The sequence below is a fragment of the Bordetella petrii genome (assembly GCF_017356245.1).
Taxonomy (GTDB): Bacteria; Pseudomonadota; Gammaproteobacteria; order Burkholderiales; family Burkholderiaceae_B; genus Bordetella_A; species Bordetella_A petrii_D.
Genome location: NZ_JAFMZZ010000001.1, coordinates 2476034 through 2501221 on the forward strand (window position 1 = coordinate 2476034; position 25188 = coordinate 2501221).

The window sequence follows — 25188 nt, forward strand, 5'->3', positions numbered from 1 at the left end:
GGGGACAATGCTGTGGATAAGCCCGTGCATACCGCGTGCATAACCCGGTGCACAAGCCGTGGACAACTTACGGGCCATCGGCCCCGGGCGGGCATCGTGCGCGAATGGCGGCCACCCTGGCCTGCGCGCCCGCCAACAGAAAGCCGGTATCGGTGCCGGCCGACACGTAGCGGACCCCGGCCGCGACCACCTCGGCCAGCAGGTCGAGCTGGCCGGCCAGCCCCCCTGCCCCGGCGGTCTTGCCGTGGCGCCGGCAGGCGGCAATGACGGTATCGAAGGCGCCGCGCAGGGCCGCCTGCGCGGATGGCCCGGCCACGCCCAGGTCGGCCGCCAGGTCGCCGGCGCCCACCAGCAGCATGTCGATGCCTTCGACAGCTGCGATCTCGTCCGCATGCCGCAGCCCGCGGCCGCTCTCGATCATGGCCGCCACCAGGGTTTCGCGATTCAGCAGGCCGTGGGCCTCGGCCGCGGGCAAGGGGCGGTACGCCAGCTGCGGCAAGGTGGTGGACACCGAGCGCCGGCCCTGAGGCGGATATTTGGCCAGCGCCACGGCGGCGCGGGCCGCGGCCGCGTCTTCGACATGGGGCACGATGACGCCCATGGCGCCGCCGTCCAGCACGCGCGATATCCAGGCCGCGCTGGCTTCCGGCACGCGCACCAGGGGCGTAACGCCCGCGGCCTGGCTGGCGATGCACAGCATGCTGGCGGTATCCAGCGACAACGGGCTGTGTTCCAGGTCGATGTACAGCGCATCGAAGCCGCTGCTGCGGGCCACCAGGGCGATCTCGGGGCCGCGCGCGCTGCGCACGATCAGCGACACGGCCACCTGGCCGCGCGCCAGCCTGGCTTTCAGCGCATTGTGCGCGGGTGCTACGTCACGGGTCACGTCTGCTGCTGCCAGGGGCGCGGCGAAAACGGCGCCAGGCGCAATATCTTCACCTCTTGCGCGGTGAAGGCGCCGCGGTTGCCGCGCTTGAAGGCAATCCATTCCGGATCGGCATCCAGGCTGGCGCGGCGCTGCTCGCGGTCGGCCAGGCTGTCGTAGGCCCAGATGTGCAGCACCTGGTTCAGCGGGCCGATCTCGCTGACGAAGACGCCCACCAGGTGGCCCAGGTGCTGCCGCAGCACCGGCAGCGCCTGCCGCTCGAAGCGCGCCAGGTAGTCGTCCAGCGTGCCGTGCGGCACGGTATAGGTGCGATGTTCGATGATCATCATGAGGCGGGTCGTTTCAGGCGGGCGGGGTCAGCACTTTGCCGGTGGCGAAGAAGGCGGCCAGGTTGTCCAGCACCAGCTGCTCCATGGCGCGGCGAGTCTCGCGCGTGGACGCCGCCACGTGCGGCAGGGTGACCACGCGGTCGTTGTCCAGCAGGCCGGCCGGCACGCGCGGCTCGTCGGCATACACGTCCAGGCCGGCGCCGGCGATGCCGCCGGCCTGGATGGCCGCCACCAGCGCGTCTTCGTCCACCACGCTGCCGCGCGCGATATTGATCAGGTAGCCGTCGGGCCCCAGCGCATCCAGCACGCCGGCCGACACCAGGTGGCGGGTTTGCGGGCCGCCGGGGCAGGCCAGCACCAGGAAGTCGGCCCAGCGCGCCAGCGCGGGCAGGTCGGGCTCGAAGCCATACGGCACGCCGGCGCGCGCGCTGCGTCCGTGGTAGCGCACGGGCATGTCGAACCCGCTGGCGCGGCGCGCGATGGCCTGGCCGATGCGCCCCAGGCCGACGATGCCGACACGCTTGCCGCTGACCCGCGCGGCCAGCGGAAAAGGCCCTTGCAGCCAGGCGCCGCTTTGCACGTGGCGGTGGGCCGCCACCAGTTGGCGCGCGCAGGCCAGCATCAGGCCCAGCGCGGTATCGGCCACGCAGTCGGTCAGCACGTCGGGCGTGGTGCTGATCTGCACGCCGTGCCGGCGGGCGGCCGCCAGGTCGATGCCGTCATAGCCCACGCCGAAGCAGGCCACCACGCCGGGGCGCGGCGCGGCGGCCAGGCATTCGATGACCGCGGCCGGGCAGCCATGGCGCGACATCATGATGGCGCCGTCGAAGGCGCCCTGCTGCGCGGCCAGGAACTGCGCCGGCGCGGGCTGGGTCCACAGCGGTTCCAGCACGTACTGGCTGGCGGCCTGGCGCTGCAGGTCGGCGGGCAGCGGCCCCAGCTGCAGCAGCCGATGAGCGGGCATGGAAACGGCGCCGCTCATTTTTTCGCGCTCAGCCCGACTTCGCGCAGAAACGGCACCCAGCGCGCGAACTCGGCATCCAGCTTCTTGCGGAAATCGGCCGTACCCATGGGCCCGCGCAAACCGGCCTCGGACAGCCGCTGCGCGATATCGGGCTGCCGGATGGCGGCCAGGAAGGCGTGCTCCAGCTTCTGCTTGGCCGCCTGCGGCGTGCCGGCGGGCACCATGGCGCTGTACCAGTTGCTCATCAGCAATTGCGGGTAGCCCACCTCGACGGCATCGGGCACATCGGGCAGTTCGACCGAGCGCTTGGTGTCGTAGATCACCAGCGCCTTGACGCGGCCGCTTTTCACATAGGGCTGCAGCACCGGCACGTCGGCGTTCACCATGTCGACCTCGCCGGCCATCAGTGCGGTAATGGCCGGCGCCGCGCCGCGATACGGCACATGCAGCGCCTCGATGCCGGCGGCGCGTTTCAGCAATTCGCCGCCCACGTGCATGGTGCCGCCCACGCCGGTCGAGCCGAACGACAGGGGCTTGCCCGATTTGGCCAGCTTGACCAGTTCGTCCAGGCTGTTCACGCCCAGCGAGGGCCGCACCACCAGCAGGGTCTGCACCTGGCCCACCAGCGCAAGCGGCTCCAGGTCTTTGTGCGGGTCGTACGGCAGGTTGGCGGTGGTCTGCGACGAGATCACGAAACTCGAGGTCGCCATCAATACGGTGCGGCCGTCGGCCGGGGACTTGGCCACGTAGTTGGTGCCCACGGTGCCGCCCGCGCCGCCGCGGTTCTCGACCACCACCGTGGCGCCCAGCGCGGCCTCCAGCCCCGGCGCCAGGATGCGCGCCACCTGGTCCACCGGGCCGCCCGCCGAAAACGGCACCACCAGCCGCACCACGTCGTTCGCCGCGCTGGGCGCGGCCGCCAATATGCCGGCCAGCGCCAGCATCACAGTCAGGATACGCATGAGTTCTCCTTCGGGCGTTCAGCCCGCAAAGCGCGGTTCGGGCAGGCCGCGCACGCCGACGTCCAGGGCCAGCAGCGCGCCGGCCCAGGGCTCGGCCGCCAGGCGTTCGGGCGGGATGCGCTGCGAATGGCTGGTGACGTACAGCGTGGCCAGGTCCGGCCCGCCGAAGGCCGGGCAGGTGGGATTGGTGACCGGCAGCGCGATGACGCGGTCGACGCTGCCGTCGGGCGCCAGCCGCACCAGTTCGCCGCTGGCCACCATGCAATTCCACAGATAGCCTTCGCGGTCCACTGTCGAGCCGTCGGGGCGGCCGTGGTGGTGGGTCCAGTCCTTGAAGACGCGGCGGTTCGAGATGACGCCGTCATCCAGGTCGAAGTCGAAGGCCCAGATCAGCTGCCGGTGCGTGTCGGCGAAATACATGGTGCGGTCGTCGGGGCTCCAGGCGATCGAGTTCGGCACCACGATTTCGTTGAACTGCGCGTGGCAGGCGTAGTCGGGGTCGAACCGGTACAGGGTGCCTTCGGGCAGGCGCTGCGCGTCGCGCATGCTGCCCACCCAGAAGCGTCCGCGCCGGTCGCACTTGCCGTCGTTCAAGCGGTTGGCGGGCTTGTCGGCTTCGGGGTTGGCCAGGAATACCGGCGGCTGCGGCACGGCGGGGTCGTACCGGTACAGGCCAGTGTTGGTGGCCAGCACAAAGCCGCCCGCCTCGCGCAGCGCGATCGAGCCCACCAGCATGCCTTCCGGCATGCGGCGCGCCTGGTGCCGGCCCGTGGCGGGGTCGTACGACTGCAGCGCGCTGCGCCGCACGTCCACCCACCACAATTGCCGGGTGCGGTCGCACCACAGGGGCACTTCGCCCAGGATGTCGGCTGCGCCGACCGCGCATTCGATGCTTGTCTCCATGGCTCCCTCTTTGAGGAACGTTTATCGGACTACTTGTATTTGGTGCTTGCCAGCGTCTGCAGATCGACGCCGGCGGCAATATCGCGCTGCTGCCGGTGGTCGCCGGCCTGGATGCGCTCCATTTCCTGCAGCACGGCCTGCGCTTGCGCATAAGGAACGAAGGCCACGCCGGATTCATCGGCCAGCACCAGGTCGCCGGCCTCGACGGCCACGCCGCCGATGCGCACGCGCCCGTTGATCTCGGCCGTCTGCAGGCGCCACTTGCCGGTAACGGGCGTGACGCCGCGCGACCAGATGGGAAAGCCCAGCGCGCGCGAGACGCGCGGATCGCGGAAGCCGCCATCGACGATGGCGCCCGCGCAACCCGCGCGATGCGCCACCGAGGCCGACTGGCCGCCCAGGTTGGACACGCCGGGCAGGCCTTCGATCACCACCACGTTGCCGGGCTCGGCCAGGTTGTAGGCCTCGTGTTCGCCCATGCGGCTTTGGCCGGCCTGCGCGGCCGCGCCCACCGCATCGGGCCGTTCGGTATTGCGCACCGTGACGGCCTGCCCCGCCAGGCGCGCCGCGGCCAATTGCGGCGCCAGCACCGAGGCGGGCACCACGCCGGCCAGGCCCAGGTTGTCCATGGCGTCGGAAGCGGTAGCGGTCAGGTCTTCGATGCGCGCGTAGCGCTGCAGCACATCAGCCGGCAGGGCCGGGAATTCGCGGCAGCGCACGGCTTGCGGCGGCACGCGGCCGGTAAGGGGTTTCTGCGGGCGCGTCGGGGCGGGATCGGCCATGGCGATAGAGACTTTGCGGCGGGACGGGGCCGCGTTGCAATGAACAATATCCTGCCATTTTGATAATGTCAATATTCCCGAATATTGGGATTTCTTTATATTTTGGACGGACCGACCTCTGGCGGCGCTTATCATGTGGGGCGTCGTTTGCCCGCTTTACCGATTCACTCCTGTTCGGACTGCTTTCCGTGACCGCCAAGGAAAATGCCTCTACCAGCCTGGACAAGGCTTTCGAGATACTCGATCTGTTCTCGCTTGCGCGGCCCATCCTGCGCATTGAAGAAATCTGCGCGCTGCTGGGCTATACCCGCTCGACGGCCTACCGCTACCTGAAGGCCCTGTGCGATGCCGGGCTGCTGGCGCCCTCGTCGGGCGGCACGTATGCGCTGGGGCCGCGCATCATCGAACTCGAGCACCTGCTGCAATTGACCGACCCGCTCTACCTGGCGGGCCGCAAGGTGCTGCGCACCCTGCACGCCGAGAACCGCGTGCTGCTGCTGCACAACCTGTACCGCGACCAAGTGCTGTGCATCTACAAAGAAGGCCCGGACACGCTGGTGCACAAGGGCCGCCGCATTGTGGTGCGGCGCGCGCGCGGCGTGCCGTTTCCGCTGTTCCAGGGCGCGGCGTCGCTGGCCCTGCTGGCCTACCTGGCGCCGCACCGCGTGCGGCAGACCTACCTGCGCAACGGCGCGGCCATCGCCGCGGCCGACCTGGGCGATTCGTGGGAAGCGTTCCGCAAGAACCTGTCGGCCATCCGGCGGCGCGGCTACGCCCTCAGCCGCGAACGCATCACGCCCAACCTGGGGGGCGTGGCCGTGCCCATCCTGCTGCCCGCCGACAAGCGCGTGGTGGGCAGCCTGGCGCAGACCCTGCCTTCGGAATCGATGACCGATGAAGTCATCGACGAAAGCGCGCGCCGCCTGTGGACGGCCAGCGAGCAGATCGCCGCGGAATACGTCCGCGCCAGCGAAGGCTAGGGCCGGAGCCGCTGTCGCCGCCGGGATCTAGGCGGCAAACCCGCCGTCCACCGATATTTCGGCGCCGGTCACGTAGCCGGCGGCCGGGCTGGCCAGGTAGCCCACCATGCCGGCAATGTCATCGACATGGCCATAGCGCTGCAGGGCCAGGCCGGCCGCGCTTTCGGCCGCGCCCTCGCGCTGGGCGGGATTCATGTCGGTGTCGATGGGGCCCGGATGCACCACGTTGACGGTGATGCCGCGCGGCCCCAGGTCGCGCGCGGCGCCCTTGGTCAGGCCCGCCACCGCGGCCTTGCTGGCGGCGTAGATGGCCAGGCCGGCCTCGCCGGTGCGGTCGGCCAGGCAGCTGCCGATGTTGATGATGCGCCCGCCGCGCGGCAAGTGCGGCAGGGCCGTCTGGGTAGCCGCGAATACGGCGCCCACGTTGACGTCCAGCGTGCGCTGGAAGTCGTCATGCGCCAGCGCGTCCAGGCCGCCCGCGATGAAAATGCCCGCGTTGTTGACCAGGATATCCAGCCCGCCCAGGTCGCGCACGGCCTGCTCCACGGCGGCACGCACCTGCCGGTGGTCGGCCGCGTCGGCGGCGTAGGCATGGGCGCGGCGGCCCGTGCCGCGCAATTCTTCCACCAGCGCCCGCGCCCGGTCGGGCGTGCTGACGTAGGTGATGGCCACATCGGCGCCGCGCGCGGCCAGGTGGCGCGCGATGGCCGCGCCGATGCCGCGGCTGCCGCCGGTCACGAATGCGATCTTGCCTTGCAGGTCTGACATGATGAATCCATATTTGTAGTGATTAGTACAAATATCATCGCCTGATTGCCGGGCGGCCGTCAAGTGCGGCAGGCGGCGGGTAAAATCGCCCTTATGGCAGAACGAGGACGCCCCCGCTCTTTCGACCGCGACGCCGCCTTGCAAAAGGCCATGGATCTGTTCTGGGAGAAGGGCTACGCAAGCACGTCGCTGGCCGACCTGACGGCCGCGATGGGCATTAACGCGCCCAGCCTGTACAGCGCGTTTGGCTCGAAAGAGCAGTTGTTCCGCGACGCCGTGGCGCTGTACAGCAACGGCGAAGGCGGCTGCACGCAGGCCGAACTGCTGCGCGGCCCCACCGTGCGGGCCGGCATCGAGAACATGCTGCTGGCCGCGGCCCGCGCCGGCACCCAGCCGGGCCGGCCCCGGGGCTGCATGATCGTGCTGGGCGCGCCCACGAACGCGGACGACCACGCCCCGGTCCACAAAATGCTGTGCGACAGCCGGCGCCACGCACAGGCGCTGATCCTGCAGCGGCTGCGCGACGCCGTGCGGCACGGCGAACTGCCCGCCCACACCGACCTGCCCGCCCTGGCCGCCTACTACACCACCGTGTTGCACGGCATGGCGATCCAGGCGCGCGATGGCGCCTCGCGCAAGATCCTGCAGCAATCGGCCCGCCTGGCCATGCTGGCCTGGGACGCGCTGGCCGCCCCCGCCTGACCGGCGCGCGCCCTCCTTGCCCGCGTCCTACTTGCCCGCGTCCTTGCCGCCGGCCCGGCCCTTGGCGGGCGGCGCCTTGGGCGGCTGGCGCATTTGCTGCAACAGCGTGGCGCACTGGTTGTCTTCTTCGCCGGCGCTGGGCGCCACCAGGGCCAGCAGGCCCGCCACCGGCGTCAGCAGCACGCCCAGCGCCACGGCTCCGGCGCCGCGCGCGGCCAGCGGCAGCACATGCACGCCGGCCTGCGGGTCGCCGAACGTGCCGCGCACGTACAGCGGCGAACGCAGCGAAAACACCCGCACGCCCTTGCTCTTGGGCATGATGTCCAGGTCCAGGGTCTCGTCCTTGAAACTGACCGTGCCGTCCACTTGCACCAGCGCGTTCTCGGTATCGAACACGAACACCCGCGGCGTCATCACGCCGCGCTGCATCTGCAGGTCGGCTGCGCCGCAGTTGATCTTGACCTCTTCGTCGCCGAACAATTTGCTGACCACATAGTTGCCCACGTTCAGGCCGGCGATCTCCATCAGCGCGCGGCTGATCAAGCCATCATTGACCAGCAGCCTGGTGTCGCCGCTGGCGCTGCCCAGCAGGGCGGCCACGGAATTGCCGGTGCCGCTGAGCGCCGCGTCGCCGTTCAGCTGGCCCAGGGCCCGCTGCATGGATTCCACTTTCGGAAACAGGCGCTTCAGGCGCAGGCCGCGCGCCGCGATCTGCACCTTGCCCGCCATCGGCGTGCGGCCGCCGTCGAGCCGCAGCGTGGTGTCGATGGTGCCGCCCGCCATGCCGAAGCGCAGCGGATCCAGCGTAAGCAGGCCGTTGTCCATGATCAGGTGGACGTTCAGCTTGGTAATCGGCAGGTCTTCGTCGTAAATGATGCGCTCGGCAGTCAGGGTGACGTCGGCGTCCATGACGCGCCAGCGATCGGTGCGGAATTCCTGCGTGGGCAGCACCTTGCCGCCGGCCGGACGCTTGGGGCCGTCCTTCGATGCAGTGTTGGACTTGCCGGCGGGCGGCACGCCCACCAGCGGCCCCAGGTCGCGCATGCGCAGCAGGCGGGAATTCAGCTTGCCCGCCAGTTTGGGGCGCGGCGCCCCGGCGGTGAAGGTCAGGTCGCCGTGCAGGTCGCTGGCGCCCACCTTGCCGTTGAAATCGCGGTAGTGAAACACCGCGCCGCCCGGCTCGTGCAGGCGCGCGCTCAGGCGGCCGTCGGTGGCATAGCGCGGCGTATCCGGCAGCGTGACGCCCGTCAGCGGATACAGGTCGGACATGGTGGCGCCCGACAGCTCCAGCCGCAAGTCCAGCGCACCCAGGTTGGCGGGATCGGTCAGCGTGCCCGCCAGCGCGATGCGCGTGTCGCCCACCGTCACGTCGGCCTGCAGCGGAAACGGGCGGCTGGGGTCGCGCACGGCCAGCATGCCGCCGATCTTGCCGGCGCCGTGCAGCGGCAGGCCCTTGTAGCGCCCTTTTACCTTCCAGCCGAAGATGTAGTCGGGCGCCGCCGGCGCCTGGTTCGTGCTGTCCGCGTTCTCTGTGTTGCCTGTTTTCTCCGTGTCGTCCGCTTTCTTTTCCTTGTCCGCCTTGTCCGCCTTGTCCGCCGGCGTCTGCCCGGCGATGTCGGCAAACGGCACCGGCTTGCCCAGCGGGTCGATCTGCGCCTCGATGTCGGCGCGCAGGGTTTCATCGCGGAACTGCACCTGCCCCTGGTCGAAGCCGATCTCGTCGATATCCATCACCCAGGGCGACGGCTCGCCGCTGTCCGGCAGGGTGAACACCCAGTTGGCGCGGCCGTCTTTCAGGCGCTGCAGGCTGGCGGCCGGCCGGGTCAGCTGGATCTGGCGGATGACCACATGGTGGTTCAGCAGCGGCAGCGGCGACAGGCTGAACTCGGCCCGCTGCAGCGTGGCCATGTTGGGCGCTTCGGCCCAGTCGGGATTGCCGATGGATACGTCGTTCATGCCGATGTGCGGCCATGGCACCCAGCCGCGCCAGCCCGGCTCGCCTTCGGGGCGCCGCCACTGCACGGTCAGGTCGCCGTTGATGGCGAATGGCCGGCCCAGGGCGGCCGATACGCGCTCATTGATGGTGGGCTTGAGCTGGTTCCAGTCGAACAGCGCCACCACCAGCGCCAGAGCCGCCACCAGCAGGACGATGGCGCCGCCCAGCCCGATCAGTACTTTCTTCGTGCGCGTCATGGCCGGTTTTCCTTTGCCAGGCCGTCCCGATGCCGCCTGGCCTCGCTATCAGGGTATAGGCGGATACGGAAATCTGTGACAAGGAATGTGTGCGGATTTTTCCAAATCTGCCCAGGGTGATATCACACAGGACGCACAAAGCGTGCCCGGGCCTGTTCACATTCGGCATGATGATGGCACTGCGGGCTGTGGTCGTTGACCATGCCCACCGACTGCATGAAGGCATACACCGTGGTGGGGCCGACGAACTTCCAGCCCAGCTTCTTCAGGTCTTTGGACAGGGCCAGCGACTGAACCGACTGCGACGCCGGCTGCGCCGCGCGCCGTGCGGCCGGCGCTTCGTAGCGCCAGAAATAGGCGCCCAGCGAGCCGTGCCGGTCGCGCATTTCCCGGGCGCGGCGCGCGTTGTTGATCACGGCCTCGATCTTGCCGCGATGGCGCACAATCGAAGCATCGGCCACCAGTTTTTCGACCCGCGCCTCGGTGTAGCGCGCCACTTTGTCGATGTCGAAGCCGGAAAACGCGCGGCGAAAGCCGTCGCGCTTGTCCAGGATGGTGCGCCAGCTCAGGCCCGACTGGAAGCCTTCCAGGCTCAGTTGCTCGAACAGGCTGCGGTCGTCGCCCACCGGCCGCCCCCATTCGTCGTCGTGATAGCACCGGTAGCCGGCCGAGCCGTCCACCCAGGCGCAGCGCGCCAGGCCATCGGGGAAATCTGTGCGCACAGCCATGCCTGTGTCTCCTGACCAACGGTAGCGCCGATGCTACTACGGCAGCCTGCCAAACGTCAGCCGCGCCGGGGGGCCCGACAGGGCAGGATCAGGCGGCTGCCGGCTGGTGCGGGTGCACCGGTCCCTGGGGGTCGTTCTCGGCATCGGGGCGCGGATCCAGCGGCGGCAGGCCCAGCGCCGCGCGCAGGCGCTGGCAGTCGGGGTTGACCGAGCCATCGGGCTGCCACACTTCGAATTCGCGGCATGGAGTGGGCCGCTGCAGGTAAATGACGCAGCGGATGCCGGGCTGCCCCAGCTCGCCGCGCAGGGCCACGCAGCGCCCGCCACCCTGCTCGGTGCCGGCCATGCAGACGCGCAGCGGGCTGATGGGGCGCACCAGCTCGACCGGCACCGTGCCGCCGTTCTCGCCGGCCACTTCGCCGCAATAGAACGACACGCGAAAATGCGCGCAGCAGGCGCCGCAGCTCAGGCAGGGATTGGCGGCATCGTGCCCGCCCAGGGTGGCGGGCGAAACCAGGTCGACGGGATACGGTTGCAGGCGCGGCATGAAAACGCCAAAAGAGGGGAAGGCCGGAGAACCGCGCAAGTTTAGCCAAGTTTGGCGGCGCGCGGAACCGGCCCGGCGGCCCCGGGGGTCAGGCCGCTGGCACCCCGTCCGCCCTGCCATCCGGCACCCCGGTCAGTTGTTCACCGTGATGCCTTCCGCGCGGATCAGGTCGCCCCATTTTTTCGTGTCGTCGCGCACGATGTCGGCGAACTGCTGCGGCGTGGTGGGCGAAAGCTCCACGCCGGTGGATTGCTCGTAGGCTTTCAGTTCCGGCGACGCCAGCACCTTGCCGATCACCTTGTTCAGCGCGGCCACCGTGTCGGCCGGCGTATCTTTGGGGGCGAATACGCCGTACCAGTTGTTGGCATACACATTCGGCACGCCCAGCTCGTCGAAGGTGGGCACGTCGGGCAGCACGGGCGAGCGCTTGGGCGCGGCGATGGCCAGCGCGCGGGCCTTGCCCGACTTGATGTGCGGCATCAGGCCCGAAACGTCGCCGATGAAACCGCCCACCTGGCCGCCGATGGTATCGGTGATGGCCGGCGCGGCGCCCTTGTACGGCACGTGCAGGATCTTGGCGCCCGTGGACTTTTCCAGCTGCACGATCGCCATGTGCGGCATGCTGCCCACGCCCGACGAAGCCATCGACACGCCCCCGCTCTTGGCTTGCGCCACGAAGGCCTTGGCGTCCTTGGCCGGGTTGCCGGGGCCCACGATCAGCACTTCGGGCACCGACACCAGCAGCGACACCGGCACGAAATCCTTGGCGGGATCGTAGATCAGCTTGGGATACAGCGACGGGTTGATCGAAATGGCGCCCACCGAGCTCAGGAACAGCGTCTGGCCGTCGGGACGCGCGCGCCCCACGAAGGTGGCGGCGATGGCGCCGTTGCCGCCCGGCTTGTTCTCGACCACCACCGGGTGCTTCAGTTCTTTTTCCAGCTGCGCGGCCACGACGCGCGCCAGCGAATCGGCGGGGCCGCCGGCCGGAAACGCAACCACCAGGCTGGTGCTGGACTGCGCATGCGCACCGGCCGCGGCCAGGCCGAGCAGGCCGATGGCCAGGCCCTTGAGTATCTGGGTATACATGGTTTTCTCCTTTGTGTGCTTATAGGCGGGAATTGACGCTCAGGGGACTGCCGCCCCTTGCGTGTTGACGAACAAGGAATAAATCGACGTGCACGACGCCATGAACAAACGGTTGCGGTGCTTGCCGCCGAAACAAAGGTTGGCGCAGCGCTCGGGCAATGCGATGCGGCCCAGCAGTTCGCCGCGCGGCGAATACACGCGCACGCCGTCCAGTTCGGGCGTGCCCATGCCCCAGCCGCACCACAGGTTGCCTTCGACATCCACGCGGAAGCCGTCCGGCGTGCCTTCGGCGGCGTCGAACAGCACGCGCGACGGGCCCAGCGCGCGGCCGTCGTCCGACACGTCGAACACCAGGATGTTGCGCGGGCGCGAGCGCGACTCAATGACGTACAGCAGTTTCTCGTCGGGCGAGAACGCCAGGCCATTGGGGCCGTTGACCGTATCGCACACCCGCTCGACCGCGCCGCTGTCGGGGCAGATGCGGTAAATGGCCGCGGGCAGCTCCTGCTCGGCTTTTTCGCCCTGGTAGTAGCCGATAATGCCGAACGGCGGATCGGTGAACCAGATCGAACCGTCCGACTTCACCACCACGTCGTTGGGCGAGTTCAGGCGCCTGCCCTGGTAGCGGTCGGCCAGCACGGTGATGCGGCCGTCGTGCTCGGTGCGGGTGACGCGGCGCCCCAGGTGTTCGCAGGTAATCAGCCGGCCCTGGCGGTCGCGCGTATTGCCGTTGGCGTGGTTGGACGCGTGGCGCCATACCTGTGTCTGCCCGGTGATCTCGTCCCAGCGCAGGATGCGGTCGTTGGGCACGTCGCTCCATAGCAGGTAGCGGCCGTCGCCGAACCACACCGGCCCCTCGGCCCAGCGGCTGCCGGTGGCCAGGCGCTCGACCGCCGCCAGCGGCAGCACCAGCTCCTTGAAGCGCGGGTCCAGCGCGATTACCGCCGGATCGGGGTAGCGCGTGGGCATTGCGCCCTCAGTCGCAGCGTGCACTCATGCCTCCGTCGACAACGATTTCAGTGGCCGTGATGAAGCGGGCCTCGTCCGAAGCCAGGAACAGCGCCGCATTGGCGGTGTCCAGCCCGTCGCCCATGAAAGGCAGCGGAATGCGCGCCTGGCGCTGGGCCAGCAACTGGCTCACGTCGCCGCCGGTGCGCTGGCCGGCCAGCCGCACTTCCACCATGGGGGTGTGCATCTGGCCGGGAATCACGGTGTTGCAGCGGATGTTCTTTTTCGCGTATTCCAGCGCCACCACGCGCGACAGCTGGATGACGCCGGCCTTGGCGCTGGCGTAGCCGACCTGGGCCGACCCGGTCCAGCGTATGCCCGAGGTCGACGCGATGTTGACGATGGCGCCGCCGCCCTGCTGCTCCATCAGCGGCAGCACATGGCGGCAGCCCAGATAGACGCTCTTCAGGTTGAAATCGATCTGCTTGTCCCAGGTGTCTTCGTCCAGGCTCGCCGGGCCACCCTTGCGCGAGCCGCCCACGTTGTTGACCAGGATGTCGACGCGGCCCCAGGTGTCGGTGCACGCCCGCACCAGCTCGCGCACGGCGTCCGACGAGGTGACGTCGGCCCGCCAGGTGGCGATCTCGCCGCCGGCCTCGCGCACGCGGGCCACGGTCTCTTCCATGGCGTCGGCGTTCATGTCCACGGCGAACACGCGCGCGCCTTCCTGCGCGAAACGGTAGGCAATGGCGCGGCCATTGCCCCAGCCCGGGCCGACACTGCCCGCGCCCGTCACGATCGCCACTTTGCCCTGCAATCGGCCTGTCATGATGTGTCCTTCAGGATAAGGTTGCGGCGGCTCAGCGCCCGAAGCTGACCGTGCTGCCATCGGTCGGCGCAATGTCGAAGACATTGATGGTCATCGAGATCAGCGAGTAGTACCCGGCGACGCCGACCAGGTCGACCACGCTGTCGGTGCCCAGCACCTGCACGGCTTCCTGGTACAGCGCGTCGGGCACCTGGCGCGTTTCCAGCAGCGCGCGCACGAAGCGGTACACGACCGACTCGTCGGCCTGCTCGAACGCCGGCGTGTCGCCCAGGCGGATCTGCTCGGTAATGCCGGCGTCCAGCCCGGCCTTCACGGCGATGGGCTGGTGGGCCCACCACTCGAACGATGAACGCCACCAGGCCGCCATGGTCAGGATGGCCAGCTCGGACAGCCGCGGGCTCAGGCTGGAGTCGTAGCGGCAATACTGGCCCAGCGCCTGCGCGTGCTCGGCCAGGCCCGGGCGGTGCAGCCACACCGCCAGCGGTCCGCGCACGCGGCCGCGCGGGCCGCTGGCGATGGCATCGTAAATGCGGCGCTGGTGCGCCGACATGCCGTCGACCTCCGGGGGATTCAAGCGCGGCATGGTCAGGCCTCCTGGTTGGCGGGCACCCGGCGGAACATGGTGCGTTTGGTGTTGATGAAGTTGGGGCGCACGCGGCTGCTCCAGTCGGTGGCGCGCACGGCCAGCCAGGGCGGCGAGCCGAACGTCTCGCGGCTGGCCAGGTCATAGCAGGCGTAGTAGCGCGGCGAGCCCTCGCGGGCCAGATAGCGGCGCGCGCGCACCGTGCCCGGCACCGCGGCCAGCCCGGGCAGGTGTTCTTCTTCGTACCAACGGTCGAAATCGGCCTCGGCGCCCGCCTTGATGTCGGTTTCCACCACGTAGAACCAGGGCGCCGGCTGGCCGGCGGCCTGCCCCGCCACATCGGTGGTCAGCGCCAGCGCCACCGCCTGCGCGCGGGGATGCCTCGCGCGCAACGCGTCCTGCAGGGCGCGCGGGTCGGCCGGGGCCGCCAGCAGCGCATAGGTTTCGGTATGGTCGGCGGCGTGGTAAAGCCACGCGTCGCCCCGGCCCGCGCCCGGCAGGGCGCGCACGGCGGCGATATCGACAGTCTCTTCCGGAAATTTGATCAGCATTTGCTCCATGCTTGTTCTCGGCAAAGGAATCAGGGGGTATCGGCAGGCTCGAAGCGGTACAGCCGGTCGGGGTTGTCCACCAGGATCTGCCGCCGCAGGCCCGCATCGGGGCACAGGCGCAGAAAGGTGTTGAGCAGTTCGCCGTCGTCGGGCATGGCGCCGGTCACGTTGGGATGCGGCCAGTCGGTGCCCCACAGCAGGCGCTCGGGCATGGCGTCCAGCAAGGCCGACACCAGCGGCTCGCCGTCGTAAAACGGGCGCACGCCGCTGCTCGAGACGCGGTCCAGCCCCGAGATCTTGACCCACGCGCCCGGATGACCGCGCAGCGCCAGCAGCGCCTGGAACGCTTCGCCGGCGGTGCCCTGCGCGGCGGCCGCGCGTCCCATGTGGTCGATCACGAACGGCACGGGCAGGGTCTTCAGGCGCTGCAGCAGCCCGGGCAGCGAAGCCTGGTCGGAATGGATGCACACATGCCAGCCGAACGGCGCGATGCGGGGCGCCATCGCGGCCAGTTCGTCCCAACCGGCATTGGCCAGGTGCGCCACGAAGTTGTAGCGCACTCCGCGCACGCCGCGGCGGTCGAGCTCGGCGATCTGCTGCGGGCCCGCATCGGGCGCCAGCAGCGCCACCGCGCGGTACTGTCCGGCGCCCCGGTCCAGCGCGTCCAGCGTGGCCGACATGTCGTAGCCGTGGCAGCCGGGCTGCACAATCACGCCGCGGCTGATGCCCAGCTGCCGGTGCAGCCGGCGCAATTGCCCGAACGGCGCATCTGGCGGCGTATAGGGGCGGTGCTCGGCATAAGGAAAAACGTCCGCCGGGCCGAAAATATGGAAATGGCTATCGCAGGCATGCGCCGGCAGCGTTGCGCTGGCGGGCGTGATCTGGGTTAGCGCAGGTGCGCAATCGGGCATGGAAGCAGCTGGGTAACCGTGAATCCCCGCATGATGCGCAGCCCGCGCGGCCCCGGCAATGGCGCGGAGCTGACTTCTGATATAGAAAAAACGTATACCATTGCCGTTATGGATCTGAAGCAAGTCCGCTACTTCATCATGGCGTGCGAAATGCGCAGCCTGTCCCGTGCCGCCGAGGTGCTGGGCCTGTCGCAGCCGTCGCTCAGCCGGCAGATCCAGCTGCTCGAGACCGAACTGCGCCACCACCTGCTGACCCGCACCGGGCGCGGCGTGGAGCCCACGCCGGCGGGCCTGCGCTTCCTGGCGCACGCCAAGGCGCTGGACGCCCTGGCCCAGCATGCCAGGCAGGACATGCGCGCCTACGCCTCCACCGTGCAGGACAAGGTGCGGCTGGGCATGCCGCACCGCGTGGCGCGCCGGCTGGCGCCGCAGATCGTGCAGGCCTTCCGCCGCCAGCATCCCGACGCGGCGCTGACGCTGGCCGAGGGCCTGAGTTCCGAGATGAACGAGTGGCTGGTCAAAGACCGCGTCGACCTGGCGCTGCTGTACGACCCGCCCCCTTCCACCCTGGTGCGGTTCGAATCGGTGTACCGCGAAGACCTGGTGCTGGCGTACGCCAAATCGTGCCGGCCGGTGCCGCCGCCGCGCGTGCGCGCACGCGACCTGGGCCGCTATCCGCTGGTGCTGCCCAGCGCGCCCAACACTATCCGCGCCCTGGTCGACAAGACCTGCCGCGACCTGGACGTGGCGCTGGACATCGCCGCCGAGGTCGACGTGGTGCACACCATCCTGGAAACCATGACGCAGGACACGCTCTACACCATTCTGCCCCGTTCGGCCCTGCACGACATGCCGGGACAGGACTACCTGGTTTGCTCGGAGATCGCCGAGCCCGTCATCATGAACAACCTGACGCTGGCCACGCCGGTGCGCGATCCGCTGCCGGCGCTGGTGCAAGCCACGGCGGCCATCATCCGCGGGCTGGACATGCGGCAGCTGTTCGCCTGAACCGCGCGCCGCTCAGCCCAGCACCGACACCGCCTTGATCTGCGCCCACGCCTGCGCGCCCGGCGCCAGCTTGAGCTGGTCGCGCGAATAGCGCGTGATGCGGGCCAGCAGCGCCGTGCCATCGGCGTCCAGGCGCACCAGAATGTGGTCGGGGTTGTCGGCCGGCGCCATGTCCAGCACGCGCACGGGGATCACGTTCACGATGCTGCTGCCCCGCGGATGCTCCAGCGCCACGCTGACGTCGCGCGCCTTGATGGCCAGGCGCGCCGAATGGCCGTCCGGCAGCGCGCCGTGCACCACGCGCAGGCAGGCCGTGCTGCCCGGCAGGCGCACCGACATCAGGCGGTAGGCCGGATCGAAGCCCGCCACGCTGCCCGCCACCACCACCGATGCGTCATCGTCCATCGCCAGCGGCAGGTCCAGGCGCGACAGCATCTGCCCGATGGGGCCGCTGGCCGTGGCGCGGCCCTCTTCCAGCAGCACCAGGTGGTCGGCCAGGCGCGCGACTTCCTGTGGCGCGTGGCTGACGTACAGCACGGGGATGTCCAGCTCGTCGTGCAGGCGTTCCAGGTACGGCAGGATCTCCTGCTTGCGGGCCATGTCCAGCGACGCCAGCGGCTCGTCCATCAGCAGCAGGCGCGGGCTGGTCAGCAGCGCGCGCGCCATGCCCACCCGCTGGCGCTCGCCGCCCGACAGGCCGGCCGGCATGCGCCGCAGCAGGTGCGCAATGCCCAGCAGATCGACGGCCTGGTCCAGGTCGACGCGGCGCTGCCCGGCTGGCACCCGCTTCAGGCCGAACTGCAGGTTGCGCAGCACGGTCAGGTGCGGGAACAGGCTGGCTTCCTGGAAGACATAGCCCAGCGCCCGCCGGTGCGTGGGCACGTTGATGCCGGCCGCCGTGTCCAGCCAGACCTCGCCGTTCACGCGCAGGTAGCCCTGCGCCACCGGCGCCAGGCCGGCCACACCGCGCAGGCAGGTGGTCTTGCCCGAGCCCGAATGCCCGTACAGGGCGGTCACGCCGCGGCCGGGCAGGCGCAGGTCCAGGTCCAGCGAGAAATCGGCGTAGTCCACGCGCAAGCGCGCCTCGATGCCCACCGTATCATTCACTTCGTACTGCATCGCCGCCATGGGGCTACCACACCGTAACGGCGCGGCGCCGCGTGTAAAGCAGCAGCAGCACCACGAACGAGAACACGACCATGCCGCCGGCCAGCCAGTGCGCCTGCGCATATTCCAGGGCCTCGACGTGATCGTAGATCTGCACCGACACCACGCGGGTCCGGCCCTCGATGTTGCCGCCTATCATCAGCACCACGCCGAACTCGCCCACGGTGTGCGCGAAACCCAGGATGCCGGCAGTGATGAAGCCGGGCCGCGCCAGCGGCAGCACCACCGAAAAGAAGCAGTCGCGCGGGCTGGCGCGCAGCGTGGCGGCCGCCTCCAGCGGGCGCGCGCCGATGGCTTCGAAGGCATTCTGCAGCGGCTGCACCACGAACGGCAGCGAATACACCACCGAACCCACCACCAGGCCGGCAAAGGTGAAGGGCAGCACCCCCAGCCCCAGCGCCTGCGTCGCCTGCCCCACCGGCCCGTGCGGGCCCATGACCACCAGCAGGTAAAAGCCCAGCACCGTGGGCGGCAGCACCAGCGGCAAGGCCACCACCGCTCCGATCGGGCCCTTCAGGCGCGAGCGCGTGCGCGCCAGCCACCAGGCGATGGGCGTGCCGATGATCAGCAGCAGCAGGGTCGTCAGCGACGCCAGCTGGATGGTCAGCCAGATGGCGGCCAGGTCCGAGGAATCCAGGGGCATGCGGCGGCACGGCTCCGTAGCGTGTTGTTGTTATTGCGCCGGGACCTGATAGCCGTACGACTTGATGATGGCGGCGGCCCTGGGGCCTTTCAGGTAGTCGACGAAAGCCTGGGCGGCGGGATTGTCCCTGCCCTTTGCCAGGATAACAGCGTCCTGCCTGATCGGATCATGCAGCCCGGCCGGCACCAGCCAGGCCGAGCCCGAGTTCAGCTTGCCGTCTTTGTATACCTGTGACAGGGCCACGAAGCCCAGCTCGGCATTGCCGGTGGCCACGAACTGCAGTGTCTGGGCAATGCTCTGCCCTTCCACGATCTTGGGCTTGACGGCATCGGCCAGGCCCAGCTTGTCCAGCACCTGGGTGGCCGCCAGGCCATACGGCGCGGCCTTGGGATTGGCGATGGCCAGGTGGCGGAACGCGTTCCGCTTCAGCACGGCGCCCTGGTCGTCCACATAGCCCGGCCTGGCCGACCACAGCGCCAGCGAGCCCACGGCATAGGTAAAACGCGAGCCGGGCACGGTTTGCTGCTCGGCTTCCAGGCGGGCCGGGCGGTTGTCGTCGGCGGCCAGGAACACCTCGAACGGCGCGCCATTCTTGATCTGCGAATAAAACTGGCCGGTGGCGCCGAACGCGGCCACTGCCTTGTTGCCGGTGTCCTGCTCGAACTGGCGGGCAATGGCCTGCATGGGCGCCGTGAAATTGGCGGCGACGGCAACTTGCACTTCGCCCGCGGCCGCGGATGCCGCCACGGTGGCGGCAGCCAGGAAAAGGGAAATGCGCAGAACGGGCATGGCGGCTCCTGTAAGCGGTCGGGGTTCGCTATAAAGTGAACTATATAACGAATTGCAGGCAACCCGCGCGCTTGCCGTTGCCGCGCATCAATCCGCCGCCATCCCCGGCGGCTTCTGATACTGTGCGTACTGTTGGCCCGCCGGGCGTCCGGCGCGCAGGCCCGTACTTTCCGCCCTCTTCCCATGACCCAATCCATACCCGACGGTTTCGAACCCTGGCACCCCAGCAGCCCCTTCATGACCCACCTGGCCGACCTGGGCGCCTTCTACCGGCGCACCGACAGCAATGTGCTGGCCATGCGCGTGGCCGCGCCGCACACCAACATGCACAACATCGCGCATGGCGGGCTGCTGGCCACACTGGCCGACAGCGCGCTGGGATACTGCATCGTGCAGCAGGCGCAGGTGTCGGTGGTAACCGTGCAAATGTCGGTCGAATACCTGAACGCGGTCAAACCCGGCGACTGGCTCGAAGCCCACGTGCGCATCGACAAGCAGGGGCGCCGCCTGCTGTACGCCACCTGCCTGCTGCAGGTCGAGGGCAAGGTCATGCTGAAGGCCAACGCCGTATTCGCGGTGCGCGCGGCGCTCAAGCCGGCATCCGACGGCTGAGGCCCGGCGGCCGGGCCCGCGCGCCCACGCCAGGCAAAAAAACGCCGCCATGCATGTGCACGGCGGCGTTCTTCCTGATTCGGTGGTGGGTCGTGCGCGACTCGAACGCGCGACCAACGGATTAAAAGTCCGCTGCTCTACCAACTGAGCTAACGACCCAACCTAAGCCAGCCATTATGGCTTAGGCGGGCCAAATTGTCAAAACGGCCTACCAGGCAGCCACTACTGCGCCCTTGAATTTCTGGGCGATGAATTCCTTCACGACCGGGCTCTGGTAAATGCCAACCAGTTTCTGCAGGTCGGCGCGGCCCTTGTCCTGCTCGCGCACCACCAGCACGTTGGCGTACGGCGACTCGGACGATTCGCGGGCAATGGCGTCCTTGTTGGGATCCAGGCCGGCTTCCAGCGCGAAATTGGTGTTCACGGCCGACGCATCGGTATCGTCCAGCGAGCGCGGCAGCTGGGCGGCGTCCAGCTCCACGAAGCGCAGCTTGCGCGGATTCTCGACCACGTCGATCGGCGTGGCCTTCAGTCCGGCATCGGGGTTCAGCTTGATCAGCCCCTGGGCCTGCAGCAGCAGCAAGGCCCGGCCCCCGTTGGTGGGGTCGTTGGGAATGCCGATCTGCGCGCCCGGCTTCAGTTCGTCCAGGCTCTTGACCTTCTTGCTGTAGATGCCGATGGGAAAGATCACCGTCTTGGCGATGCTGGCCAGCTTGTAGCCGCGGTCGGCATTGGCGGCGTCCAGGTACGGCTGGTGCTGGTAGCTGTTCATGTCCAGGTCGCCGGCGGACAGCGCCGCATTGGGCTGCACATAGTCGCTGAACTCGATGATCTCGACTTTCAGCCCCTGCTTGGCGGCCTCTTGCTTGACCACCTCGAAAATCTGCGCGTGCGGCCCCGCCGTCACGCCGACTTTCAGCGGCTTGTCCTGCGCCAGCGCGGGTTGCGCGAAAACGGCGGCGCCCAGGGTCAGCGCCGCCAGCGACTTGAAGAACGTGATGCTCATGTTGCGTTAGATTCCAGGTAGAAAAACAAGGCGAAAACTCAGCGATGCGACATGCGGCGTACCAGCCAGTCGCCCAGGCCCTGCACGACCTGCACCAGCACGACCAGCACCACCACCACGGCCAGCATGACTTCCGGCAGGAAGCGCTGGTAGCCGTAGCGGATGCCCAGGTCGCCCAGGCCGCCGCCGCCGATGGCGCCCGCCATGGCCGAATAGCCGATCAGGCTGATCACGGTGACGATGGTGGCGGCCACCAGGCCGGGCAGCGATTCCGGCAGCAGCACTTTCATGATGATCTGCAGCGGGCTGGCGCCCATGGCGCGCGCGGCGGTCAGCAGGCCGGCGTCCACTTCGCGCATGGCGTTTTCGGCGATGCGCGCCATGAAGGGAATCGCCGCCACCGACAGCGGCACAATGGCCGCCGTGGTGCCGATCGAGGTCTGCGCGATCAGCCGCGTGAACGGAATGATGGCCACCATCAGGATGATGAAAGGCACCGAGCGGGTAATGTTGACCACCGCCCCCAGCGAGCGGTTCACCGCCAGGTTCTGCAGCATGGCGCCGCGCGCCGTTACCACCAGCACCACGCCCATCGGGATGCCCACCAGCACCGCGATAAGGCTGGGCACGCCCACCAGCAGCAGCGTATCAAGCAGCGAGGTGGCGAGCAGTTCGATCAGTTGCGGACTCATGTGCGATTTCTTCTACAGATATGTCTTGCGCGGCCAGAGCGGCCAGCGCCTGGTCCAGGGCGGCCGCGGTGCCTTGCACCAGCACGAACAGCGTGCCGACGGCAACGCCCTGGATGTCTTCGACGCGCGCCTGCACCAGGCTGACATCGAGCGCATGCGCGCGCGTCAGGTCGGACAGCAGCGTGCCGGCCGAGGCGCCCGCCAGACGGATGCGCAGCAGGCGCACCGCGCTGTCCGGCCGCGCGGCCTGCAGCTCGGCCATGCGGTCGCGGGTGGCGGCCAGCGTGGCGTCGGTCAGGTCGGAAGCCGTGGCGGCCGACACCATGGCGCGGGTAACCTCGTGCCGCGGTGTGGCGAAAATATCTTGCGTGCGGCCCATCTCGACCACTTCGCCCTGCGACAGCACGGCCACGCGGTCGCAGATCTCGCGCACCACTTCCATCTGGTGCGTGATCATCACCACGGTAACGCCGGTCTGGCGGTTGATGTCGCGCAGCAGTGCCAGGATGTTGTGGGTGGTTTCCGGGTCCAGCGCCGAGGTGGCTTCGTCGCTGAGCAGCACGTCGGGGTCGTTGGCCAGCGCCCGGGCAATGCCCACGCGCTGCTTCTGGCCGCCGCTGATCTGGCTGGGATAGCGGTCGCGCAGGTGCTCCAGCCCCACCAGCGCCAGCAGCCGCTCCACCCTGGCCGGAATCTGCGCGGCGGGCACGCCGGCGATTTCCAGCGGCAGCGCCACATTGCCGTACACCGTGCGGCGCGCCAGCAGATTGAAGCCCTGGAACACCATGCCGATGCGGCGGCGCTGGCTGCGCAGTTGGGCCTCGCCCAGGCCGGTCAGGGCGGTGCCGCCAATGACGATCTCGCCGCTGTCGGGGCGCTCAAGCAAATTGATGCATTGGACCAGAGTACTTTTGCCGGCCCCGCTGGGACCGATAATGCCGAACACCTCGCCCTGCTCGATATGCAGGCTGATGTTGCGCAATGCCTCAAAGCGTCCGTGCGGGGTAGCGTAGGTCTTTGAGAGGTTTTCGATGTGAATCATGACGTTGCGATTGTGGCGGAGCGCGCTTCCAAAGAGAACGACTGTTTGTTCTCTTTTTAATAACTTTTGGTTATATAAAAGAAGCCGCCCCGGACGTGATGCGCGCCGAACCATAGCACACGCCACCCGCCAGCAGCGTTGCCATACGGCCTGTTGTCCCGCATAGAACCAGTGCAACTCAAGCGGGGACGCCGCGGATCCGGCTTCGCCGGTCCGCCAGCGTCGCCCCCTTGAGGGGGAAGCGCGCAGCGCTTCGGGGGTGGGACCTACTACCGGGCTCGCGAAATACGAACCTCGGCGCCGCGGCGCTTGACCTCCAGGCCTTCCGACGGAAGAATGCGCAGGCCTTCCAGCCCCTTGATGTAGCTGGAGCCCTGCATCTGCATGACGCGGATCTTGTTGCGCATGACCACGGGGTTGTGGACGGGCATGCCGAACATCCAGACTTCGTCCAGGATGCGGGCCGAATTGAATTCGCCCGCGTGCTGCGCCACCGGCCCCAGGCACAGCATGTGCCCTTCGCGGCCGAACACCGGAAACTTGTCGGTGCCGCACTCGATGGTCCAGGTCGTGCCGCCTTCGTAGCGATGGCCGGTGTTCAGGTCCCACCACGCATCGCCCTTGGGCAGGTACACGCGCACGCTGTTGCCGGGCTGCGTGACCGGGGCCACCAGCAGCGCCGGCCCCAGCAGATACTGCAGGTCCCAGTCGTGGGCGTCGGGGTCGTGCGGAAAGCTCAGGGCCATGGAACGCTGCACCGGCAGCCCGGTGCGCACCGAATCTTCGATGGCCCCCAGCACGTAGGGAATCAGGCGATAGCGCCACTGCAGCCAGGTGCGCGCCTGCTCGAGCGCGGCATCGCCGAACGACCAGGGCAGCAAGGCGGAAATGCCCTGGAAGCAGAAGTTGGCCGAAAACACGCCGGCCGTCAGCCAGCGCAGGTAAAGCTCGGGCGTCATGCCGTCCAGCGGCGCGGTGGCCGAGCCGATGGCATGCACCTGCACCGGCACACCGCTGGCGCCGATGGACAGCGCCGTGCGCAAGGTATGCTGCAGGCCGGCCCAGTCGTTGGTTACCTGCGGGCCGGTCTGCCAGGGCAGGCGCTGCGCCGCCGGGAACAGGTCGGTGCTGGGCACCACGCCTTCGGGCGGCACCTTGTGGCCGGCCACTGCGTCGAACAGCGCGCGCCGCGCCAGCAACGGATACATGGTGCGCAGCGCGGCGCCGCTTTCGCCGTTGCGCGCGCTGACGCCTTCGGGAAGCGCGATCTGGGCGTCGCAGGCGGGCGCGTCCAGGCCGTCTTCGAGCAGCTGGCGATGGCGCTCGATCCACAGGTTGTAGACGTCGCGGTAGGTCAGGTCCAGCAAACCGTAGGGCCGGCCGGCGGTGGCGGCGTTGCCGTCGAACACCTGGGCGCTGCCGTCGTCACGCGTCAGCAGCCAGCCGCGGTCTTCCAGCTCTTCGAACAGCGGGCTGGACTTGATGACCCCCGGAAAGCCGGTGGCCGCCACGTGCACATGGTGCTTGTGGAACAAGGCCAGCATCTGGCGCGCGTCGGGGAAGCGCTGGGCATCCCATTCGAATACGGTCTTGTCGGCCTGAAAGCCCCAGGCCGCCGGCTGCGCCAGCCTGACGGCGTCGAGCGGCAGCTGCATCTCGCGCATCTGCGCGACCAGCGCGGCGGTTTGCGTGGGCATCTCGCCTTCGGCCTGCTGCAGCCACGCGCCCATGGCCCACAGCACCGGCTGCCCGGCCCGGCCCGTCAGGGCGGTGTACTGGTTCAGGATCTCGCCGGGTTCGCCGGCAAACAGGAACAGGTCGAGCACGGTGTCTTCGACCGACAGCGCGTACGCATCGTCGATGGGCGCCACGCCCACCCCGTGCTGCACGCGATGCATGGTGTTCACGTACACGCCCCAGCCGCGCGGGCTCCAGGCCAGCGGCAGGGCGCGGTGCTCGGGGTCGTCGGACACCACGGCTTCGTCGCGGCGGTTCAGGTCGCCCGGGGTTTCGCCCAGGCCGTAGACGCGTTCGCCGGCCTCGAGGCCGAAGGCGGCGTTCCAGACGGCATGCTCGGCTTCATCGAGCGCGTTGTGGCCGAAAGCAGGCTCGTGCGCCGAAACGTCGGAAGACAGCAGCCTGGCATCGCCGCGATACAGCGCGATGCGCACCGGATCGGACTGGATGTCGAGCGCGACGTCGCCCTGCGTAATGCGCCAGCCTCCGCCGTCGTCATGCGGCGCGATCGTACATTCGCCCACGGCCTCTTGGCGCGCAAGCAACATTTCGGCAACAGCCCGCGCGCGCGCGCCGGGCTTGTCGTCGGTAAGGAGATTCGCCTCGCCGCAGCGCAGGCGAAACACACCAGGCGCATGCGCCTCGACTACCAGACGCAATCCATCGCCCGCATCGAAATCAATGCGGCTGGGACGCGACGACAACAGCTCGACAGAATCGAGCTGGGTAGTATGGGCAAAGTCGAATTTGGGCGGCACAGAGCATCCCCCGGCTTAAGCCAAAAACCAATTAAAAGACGCTATTTTGACGGATTTGGCCCTCGAAATAAACTCGGTC

The 25188-nt window shown here is 68.8% G+C and carries 27 protein-coding genes and 1 tRNA gene; 4 read left to right on the forward strand and 24 right to left on the reverse strand.

Features of this window, described 5'->3' with window-relative positions; genetic code table 11:
- Positions 1 to 67 precede the first annotated feature (67 nt).
- The 6 genes from J2P76_RS11950 to J2P76_RS11975 are packed head-to-tail and all read right to left on the reverse strand — an operon-like array spanning position 68 to position 4826.
- On the reverse strand, positions 68 to 886 hold the full coding sequence (locus J2P76_RS11950) for an aldolase/citrate lyase family protein (RefSeq protein WP_207407652.1): 819 nt from the start codon (positions 884 to 886) through the stop codon (positions 68 to 70).
- Positions 883 to 1215, reverse strand: a complete 333-nt coding sequence (locus J2P76_RS11955; RefSeq protein WP_242697359.1) for an NIPSNAP family protein — start codon at positions 1213 to 1215, stop codon at positions 883 to 885. The genes J2P76_RS11950 and J2P76_RS11955 overlap by 4 nt, the downstream gene beginning before the upstream one ends.
- A gap of 13 nt (positions 1216 to 1228) precedes the next feature.
- Positions 1229 to 2179: a 2-hydroxyacid dehydrogenase gene (locus J2P76_RS11960; RefSeq protein ID WP_207407660.1), complete on the reverse strand. Its 951-nt coding sequence runs from the start codon at positions 2177 to 2179 to the stop codon at positions 1229 to 1231.
- Positions 2180 to 2193: 14 nt separating this feature from the next.
- Positions 2194 to 3141 (reverse strand): tripartite tricarboxylate transporter substrate binding protein, encoded by a 948-nt coding sequence (locus tag J2P76_RS11965; protein WP_207407663.1) that lies wholly within the window; start codon positions 3139 to 3141, stop codon positions 2194 to 2196.
- A gap of 18 nt (positions 3142 to 3159) precedes the next feature.
- Positions 3160 to 4044 carry an SMP-30/gluconolactonase/LRE family protein gene (locus J2P76_RS11970; protein ID WP_207407665.1) on the reverse strand — a complete coding sequence of 295 codons (885 nt, stop codon included), beginning with the start codon at positions 4042 to 4044 and terminating at the stop codon, positions 3160 to 3162.
- A gap of 29 nt (positions 4045 to 4073) precedes the next feature.
- Positions 4074 to 4826 (reverse strand): RraA family protein, encoded by a 753-nt coding sequence (locus J2P76_RS11975; RefSeq protein WP_207407667.1) that lies wholly within the window; start codon positions 4824 to 4826, stop codon positions 4074 to 4076.
- A 188-nt stretch (positions 4827 to 5014) separates the two neighbouring features.
- Between J2P76_RS11975 and J2P76_RS11980 the strand changes: the two genes are divergently transcribed.
- The gene (locus tag J2P76_RS11980) at positions 5015 to 5806 is read left to right on the forward strand and encodes a helix-turn-helix domain-containing protein (RefSeq protein WP_207407668.1); all 792 of its coding nucleotides are present in this window, start codon (positions 5015 to 5017) and stop codon (positions 5804 to 5806) included.
- A gap of 27 nt (positions 5807 to 5833) precedes the next feature.
- On the opposite strand, the gene J2P76_RS11985 is transcribed toward J2P76_RS11980, so the two are convergent.
- Positions 5834 to 6574 carry a 3-oxoacyl-ACP reductase family protein gene (locus J2P76_RS11985; protein ID WP_207407670.1) on the reverse strand — a complete coding sequence of 247 codons (741 nt, stop codon included), beginning with the start codon at positions 6572 to 6574 and terminating at the stop codon, positions 5834 to 5836.
- A 93-nt stretch (positions 6575 to 6667) separates the two neighbouring features.
- Here J2P76_RS11985 and J2P76_RS11990 point away from each other — a divergent pair, with 93 nt between their 5' ends.
- On the forward strand, positions 6668 to 7276 hold the full coding sequence (locus J2P76_RS11990; RefSeq protein ID WP_207407672.1) for a TetR/AcrR family transcriptional regulator: 609 nt from the start codon (positions 6668 to 6670) through the stop codon (positions 7274 to 7276).
- A gap of 27 nt (positions 7277 to 7303) precedes the next feature.
- Here the strand turns inward: J2P76_RS11990 and J2P76_RS11995 are convergent, their stop codons facing one another.
- The 9 genes from J2P76_RS11995 to J2P76_RS12035 form a co-directional block, all read right to left on the reverse strand.
- Entirely contained in the window at positions 7304 to 9469 is a 2166-nt protein-coding gene (locus J2P76_RS11995; protein WP_207407674.1) for an AsmA family protein, read from the reverse strand.
- A 122-nt stretch (positions 9470 to 9591) separates the two neighbouring features.
- Positions 9592 to 10197, reverse strand: a complete 606-nt coding sequence (locus J2P76_RS12000) for a DNA-3-methyladenine glycosylase I (protein WP_207407677.1) — start codon at positions 10195 to 10197, stop codon at positions 9592 to 9594.
- An 88-nt stretch (positions 10198 to 10285) separates the two neighbouring features.
- On the reverse strand, positions 10286 to 10744 hold the full coding sequence (locus J2P76_RS12005; RefSeq protein ID WP_207407679.1) for a YkgJ family cysteine cluster protein: 459 nt from the start codon (positions 10742 to 10744) through the stop codon (positions 10286 to 10288).
- A 132-nt stretch (positions 10745 to 10876) separates the two neighbouring features.
- Complete coding sequence (locus J2P76_RS12010) at positions 10877 to 11833, reverse strand: Bug family tripartite tricarboxylate transporter substrate binding protein (protein ID WP_207407681.1); 957 nt, start codon at positions 11831 to 11833, stop codon at positions 10877 to 10879.
- A gap of 39 nt (positions 11834 to 11872) precedes the next feature.
- The gene (locus J2P76_RS12015) at positions 11873 to 12802 is read right to left on the reverse strand and encodes an SMP-30/gluconolactonase/LRE family protein (RefSeq protein ID WP_207407683.1); all 930 of its coding nucleotides are present in this window, start codon (positions 12800 to 12802) and stop codon (positions 11873 to 11875) included.
- A 7-nt stretch (positions 12803 to 12809) separates the two neighbouring features.
- Positions 12810 to 13610 carry an SDR family NAD(P)-dependent oxidoreductase gene (locus tag J2P76_RS12020; RefSeq protein ID WP_207407685.1) on the reverse strand — a complete coding sequence of 267 codons (801 nt, stop codon included), beginning with the start codon at positions 13608 to 13610 and terminating at the stop codon, positions 12810 to 12812.
- Positions 13611 to 13641: 31 nt separating this feature from the next.
- Positions 13642 to 14193, reverse strand: coding sequence for a carboxymuconolactone decarboxylase family protein (locus J2P76_RS12025; protein WP_207407687.1), 552 nt, complete (start codon positions 14191 to 14193; stop codon positions 13642 to 13644).
- 2 nt (positions 14194 to 14195) lie between these two features.
- Complete coding sequence (locus J2P76_RS12030; RefSeq protein WP_207407689.1) at positions 14196 to 14753, reverse strand: DUF4286 family protein; 558 nt, start codon at positions 14751 to 14753, stop codon at positions 14196 to 14198.
- Between the two features lie 20 nt (positions 14754 to 14773).
- On the reverse strand, positions 14774 to 15655 hold the full coding sequence (locus J2P76_RS12035) for an amidohydrolase family protein (RefSeq protein ID WP_207407690.1): 882 nt from the start codon (positions 15653 to 15655) through the stop codon (positions 14774 to 14776).
- Positions 15656 to 15763: 108 nt separating this feature from the next.
- On the opposite strand from J2P76_RS12035, the gene J2P76_RS12040 reads away from it, so the two are divergent.
- Positions 15764 to 16663, forward strand: a complete 900-nt coding sequence (locus J2P76_RS12040) for a LysR family transcriptional regulator (protein ID WP_207407692.1) — start codon at positions 15764 to 15766, stop codon at positions 16661 to 16663.
- A 12-nt stretch (positions 16664 to 16675) separates the two neighbouring features.
- On the opposite strand, the gene modC is transcribed toward J2P76_RS12040, so the two are convergent.
- Genes modC through modA form a run of 3 tightly spaced genes read right to left on the reverse strand, consistent with a single transcriptional unit; the run spans position 16676 to position 19262 of the window.
- The gene (modC, locus tag J2P76_RS12045) at positions 16676 to 17782 is read right to left on the reverse strand and encodes a molybdenum ABC transporter ATP-binding protein (RefSeq protein WP_207409191.1); all 1107 of its coding nucleotides are present in this window, start codon (positions 17780 to 17782) and stop codon (positions 16676 to 16678) included.
- 13 nt (positions 17783 to 17795) lie between these two features.
- Entirely contained in the window at positions 17796 to 18473 is a 678-nt protein-coding gene (modB, locus tag J2P76_RS12050) for a molybdate ABC transporter permease subunit (protein WP_207407699.1), read from the reverse strand.
- A gap of 30 nt (positions 18474 to 18503) precedes the next feature.
- A complete protein-coding gene (gene modA, locus J2P76_RS12055) occupies positions 18504 to 19262 on the reverse strand; it encodes a molybdate ABC transporter substrate-binding protein (protein WP_207407702.1) in 759 nt (252 codons plus the stop codon).
- 183 nt (positions 19263 to 19445) lie between these two features.
- Here modA and J2P76_RS12060 point away from each other — a divergent pair, with 183 nt between their 5' ends.
- On the forward strand, positions 19446 to 19874 hold the full coding sequence (locus tag J2P76_RS12060; protein WP_207407704.1) for a PaaI family thioesterase: 429 nt from the start codon (positions 19446 to 19448) through the stop codon (positions 19872 to 19874).
- Between the two features lie 83 nt (positions 19875 to 19957).
- On the opposite strand, the gene J2P76_RS12065 is transcribed toward J2P76_RS12060, so the two are convergent.
- The 5 genes from J2P76_RS12065 to J2P76_RS12085 all read right to left on the reverse strand — a co-directional run bounded on the left by J2P76_RS12065 (position 19958) and on the right by J2P76_RS12085 (position 25109).
- Positions 19958 to 20033 (reverse strand) — tRNA-Lys (locus tag J2P76_RS12065).
- A 49-nt stretch (positions 20034 to 20082) separates the two neighbouring features.
- The gene (locus tag J2P76_RS12070; RefSeq protein ID WP_207407706.1) at positions 20083 to 20880 is read right to left on the reverse strand and encodes a MetQ/NlpA family ABC transporter substrate-binding protein; all 798 of its coding nucleotides are present in this window, start codon (positions 20878 to 20880) and stop codon (positions 20083 to 20085) included.
- 38 nt (positions 20881 to 20918) lie between these two features.
- Positions 20919 to 21572, reverse strand: coding sequence for a methionine ABC transporter permease (locus J2P76_RS12075; RefSeq protein ID WP_207407707.1), 654 nt, complete (start codon positions 21570 to 21572; stop codon positions 20919 to 20921).
- Positions 21529 to 22614: a methionine ABC transporter ATP-binding protein gene (locus J2P76_RS12080; RefSeq protein ID WP_207407716.1), complete on the reverse strand. Its 1086-nt coding sequence runs from the start codon at positions 22612 to 22614 to the stop codon at positions 21529 to 21531. Before J2P76_RS12080 ends, J2P76_RS12075 begins: the two co-directional genes overlap by 44 nt.
- Before the next feature lie 269 nt (positions 22615 to 22883).
- A complete protein-coding gene (locus tag J2P76_RS12085) occupies positions 22884 to 25109 on the reverse strand; it encodes a glycoside hydrolase family 31 protein (protein WP_207407718.1) in 2226 nt (741 codons plus the stop codon).
- Positions 25110 to 25188 lie beyond the last annotated feature (79 nt).

What these genes read in the sequence shown, in the direction of transcription:
- modC (WP_207409191.1), bottom strand. Translation starts at nt 17,782, where the DNA reads ATGCAGTACGAAGTGAATGATACGGTGGGCATCGAGGCGCGCTTGCGC.
- J2P76_RS12015 (WP_207407683.1), bottom strand. Translation starts at nt 12,802, where the DNA reads ATGCCCACGCGCTACCCCGATCCGGCGGTAATCGCGCTGGACCCGCGC.
- J2P76_RS11965 (WP_207407663.1), bottom strand. Translation starts at nt 3,141, where the DNA reads ATGCGTATCCTGACTGTGATGCTGGCGCTGGCCGGCATATTGGCGGCC.
- J2P76_RS12000 (WP_207407677.1), bottom strand. Translation starts at nt 10,197, where the DNA reads ATGGCTGTGCGCACAGATTTCCCCGATGGCCTGGCGCGCTGCGCCTGG.
- J2P76_RS12080 (WP_207407716.1), bottom strand. Translation starts at nt 22,614, where the DNA reads ATGATTCACATCGAAAACCTCTCAAAGACCTACGCTACCCCGCACGGA.
- J2P76_RS11995 (WP_207407674.1), bottom strand. Translation starts at nt 9,469, where the DNA reads ATGACGCGCACGAAGAAAGTACTGATCGGGCTGGGCGGCGCCATCGTC.
- J2P76_RS12025 (WP_207407687.1), bottom strand. Translation starts at nt 14,193, where the DNA reads ATGCCGCGCTTGAATCCCCCGGAGGTCGACGGCATGTCGGCGCACCAG.
- J2P76_RS11975 (WP_207407667.1), bottom strand. Translation starts at nt 4,826, where the DNA reads ATGGCCGATCCCGCCCCGACGCGCCCGCAGAAACCCCTTACCGGCCGC.
- J2P76_RS12005 (WP_207407679.1), bottom strand. Translation starts at nt 10,744, where the DNA reads ATGCCGCGCCTGCAACCGTATCCCGTCGACCTGGTTTCGCCCGCCACC.
- J2P76_RS12060 (WP_207407704.1), top strand. Translation starts at nt 19,446, where the DNA reads ATGACCCAATCCATACCCGACGGTTTCGAACCCTGGCACCCCAGCAGC.
- J2P76_RS12020 (WP_207407685.1), bottom strand. Translation starts at nt 13,610, where the DNA reads ATGACAGGCCGATTGCAGGGCAAAGTGGCGATCGTGACGGGCGCGGGC.
- J2P76_RS12070 (WP_207407706.1), bottom strand. Translation starts at nt 20,880, where the DNA reads ATGAGCATCACGTTCTTCAAGTCGCTGGCGGCGCTGACCCTGGGCGCC.
- modA (WP_207407702.1), bottom strand. Translation starts at nt 19,262, where the DNA reads ATGCCCGTTCTGCGCATTTCCCTTTTCCTGGCTGCCGCCACCGTGGCG.
- J2P76_RS12035 (WP_207407690.1), bottom strand. Translation starts at nt 15,655, where the DNA reads ATGCCCGATTGCGCACCTGCGCTAACCCAGATCACGCCCGCCAGCGCA.
- J2P76_RS12075 (WP_207407707.1), bottom strand. Translation starts at nt 21,572, where the DNA reads ATGAGTCCGCAACTGATCGAACTGCTCGCCACCTCGCTGCTTGATACG.
- J2P76_RS11985 (WP_207407670.1), bottom strand. Translation starts at nt 6,574, where the DNA reads ATGTCAGACCTGCAAGGCAAGATCGCATTCGTGACCGGCGGCAGCCGC.
- J2P76_RS12030 (WP_207407689.1), bottom strand. Translation starts at nt 14,753, where the DNA reads ATGGAGCAAATGCTGATCAAATTTCCGGAAGAGACTGTCGATATCGCC.
- modB (WP_207407699.1), bottom strand. Translation starts at nt 18,473, where the DNA reads ATGCCCCTGGATTCCTCGGACCTGGCCGCCATCTGGCTGACCATCCAG.
- J2P76_RS12040 (WP_207407692.1), top strand. Translation starts at nt 15,764, where the DNA reads ATGGATCTGAAGCAAGTCCGCTACTTCATCATGGCGTGCGAAATGCGC.
- J2P76_RS11955 (WP_242697359.1), bottom strand. Translation starts at nt 1,215, where the DNA reads ATGATGATCATCGAACATCGCACCTATACCGTGCCGCACGGCACGCTG.
- J2P76_RS11970 (WP_207407665.1), bottom strand. Translation starts at nt 4,044, where the DNA reads ATGGAGACAAGCATCGAATGCGCGGTCGGCGCAGCCGACATCCTGGGC.
- J2P76_RS11990 (WP_207407672.1), top strand. Translation starts at nt 6,668, where the DNA reads ATGGCAGAACGAGGACGCCCCCGCTCTTTCGACCGCGACGCCGCCTTG.
- J2P76_RS12010 (WP_207407681.1), bottom strand. Translation starts at nt 11,833, where the DNA reads ATGTATACCCAGATACTCAAGGGCCTGGCCATCGGCCTGCTCGGCCTG.
- J2P76_RS11960 (WP_207407660.1), bottom strand. Translation starts at nt 2,179, where the DNA reads ATGCCCGCTCATCGGCTGCTGCAGCTGGGGCCGCTGCCCGCCGACCTG.